The organism is Acinetobacter sp. YH16051, from assembly GCF_013417135.1.
Lineage (GTDB): Bacteria > Pseudomonadota > Gammaproteobacteria > Pseudomonadales > Moraxellaceae > Acinetobacter > Acinetobacter towneri.
This window is the reverse complement of record NZ_VPEN01000080.1, coordinates 1-2,378: the sequence shown is the minus strand read 5'-3', so window position 1 is coordinate 2,378 and position 2,378 is coordinate 1. Positions and strand designations below refer to the sequence as shown.

The following is a 2,378-nucleotide window of genomic DNA, read 5'->3' as shown; positions in this document are numbered from 1 at the left end:
AAAAGATAATCAAATTTAATAAAATATTATATAAAACAACAGCCTATATAAAATATTATGATTTTAACTAGGTTTATATCTGGACTTTATAATCTTTGTCAAGATAAACAAGATAAACGTCCATGTATAGCAAGATAAACGTCCATGTATAGCAAGATAAACGTCCATGTATAGCAAGATAAACGTCCATGTATAAGCTCTGCAATCCTTTATTTTAGAGGGTTACAGAGCTTCTAAAAACATTAAAAACATTAAAAACATTAAAAACCTGAATCATGAAAAATTGCCCTTGGTTTTCGCTACGCTCAAACTCTATTGAATCTCGCTTTCGCTCGATTCGTGGGGCAATTTTTAGTTAATATTCTTGTTACTTTAAGAAAAGGCAAAAGCAACTCGGAATTCGCTTCGCTCATAAGTTTTTTATGCTCGCTTCGCTCGGTCTAGGTGCAAAGATCAGCATGTGATCTACTTTCAATTTGTTGAAGCAAATATTTTAAAAAGCAGTTTTTCAGGGAGTCTAGGCGCAAATTTTCGTTGTGTCGCTCGTAGACACTCGCTAAAGAGGATCTGAGATGAGCAAAGATAAAAAAGATGAAGATTTGGTTTCTCTCTCGATGAAGAACTTCAACAAACCACGATGGTTTAGAGCCAATGAAGATGGTGTCTTTTGTGAAGTAACTTGGGAGGAGTTCTTTAAAAACCATGATGACCCAACAGGGTTAGAAGATTTTATGACAGATCGAGAGCAAGATACACCAAGAGATGTGGATTTATAGCGCATGGTTTGCTGTATTTGGCGTTTTATTGGTCATTCCTATTCTACCTATAGGTTTTAGTTTAAAGTGCCTTAAAACGCAAATGGTGAGCATTTAGACAACCCACCTCGTTTCGATATTCTGTTGGCAAGAATATCCGAGGGGGTCTAAAAAATGCTTATAACGTATGCACCGTAAAATTTTGTCGAAGTGCCGATTGCCAACCAACCAACACCAAACTTTAAAACGCTAATTTTATTCATAAAATCAGAAAATATTTATCCTATGGTGGATAACAACCTCGAAAAACTATGTCTTCAGAAGTTTAGTTTAGTCCGAGCGACCAACTCGAACAGCAGGGGAGACCAATCCCCATTTAACCTTTTTGATTTCCCTGTGACATTAAATTCACAGCCTTCAAGCACTTTTACCATGCAGGAAGTAACACACTCAACTACAGTCCCCTGTAGCCTCAACATCACTCTTTCGCAAAACCACGATTCCCTTAACAAGCCATTTCTGACAACGGTAGCTATGGTCTTTTCCCAACTTTAGAGAGCTTAAATACTTTCAAAGAAACTATTTAAGCCTGCTCTAAAGAAACGTCCTATTCATTCACTTACTTAATGAATATTCCAATCCGATTAATAAATCTCCTGTGATTATAGATCCCTATCTATTTCACAAAAGACGAGCAAACTATTCAGACGTTTAACGGTACAACTTCGGCAAAAACAACTTACCTTATATGCGCTACTAAAGATCGCTCCAACACATCTATGCCGATAACTTAAAATAAGTTATTCAAATACTTAGGTGACAAAACCTAATGACATAAAAGTGCGTCCCAAGTTATCTTTTGAAGTCTTAACAAGCAGTACGCCCATCCACTAATTTTCTAAACCTTTTCCTTGCTTTTCGGTACGCAGTTCCAAAATACCGATTCCGCAGCTTAAAAAATATCATCATGGGTAGAACACTTACTTAGCACAGTCGATGAGGATTTCTCCCCACCTTTAACACGTTTAAGCTATACATCGACCTTTCGAGCCAAAATGGAATGTCATCACGACAAATTCACCACCTGACCCAAAAGTGCCACTCTCGCCAGCTTTCACCTTGATCGCCTGTACCCTCTCGAATACCGCAGAAGCCATCGTGTGTGCCACGCACCTCGCCAAACCATAAAGATTCAGCGAAGAACGGTAGTTATTAACGCTACTCTCCATCTTTGGATTTCACTCACTATTTCTTCAAAAGCAGGATTTCAGCCCTTTCAGCCTAGAATGGGGTTTAACCCATTCGCCACCTTTCGGTGATTCCGTTTCCTTGTCGCCCAACTACTTCACCCCTAACAGGAAAGTAGGAACAGGTAGAATCAGGGGTTTCACCCTTCAGCCCCTATCGTAGCCGCGCCAGCTAGGGTTTCCCCACGCACGCAGCTTCACCGTTAACAAGTCTTCCTATGTATCGGTATGTGATGACATAGAAAGGAGGGGGCGTGTTTAGTTCATGGGTTGGCAATCCATGAACCACAACACAAAAAAGGAAATGGAGTCATGGATTGGCTGTCCACGCAAAAAACAGAATCTAATTTGGTTATATATCCACCGCATCCTAGAG

Annotated in this window: 1 protein-coding gene; it reads left to right on the top strand. The window is 39.4% G+C overall.

Annotation, left to right across the window (positions count from 1 at the left end; all coding sequences use genetic code 11):
- Positions 1-572 precede the first annotated feature (572 nt).
- Positions 573-776 (top strand): hypothetical protein, encoded by a 204-nt coding sequence (locus FTV41_RS14335; RefSeq protein WP_004968112.1) that lies wholly within the window; start codon positions 573-575, stop codon positions 774-776.
- Positions 777-2,378 lie beyond the last annotated feature (1,602 nt).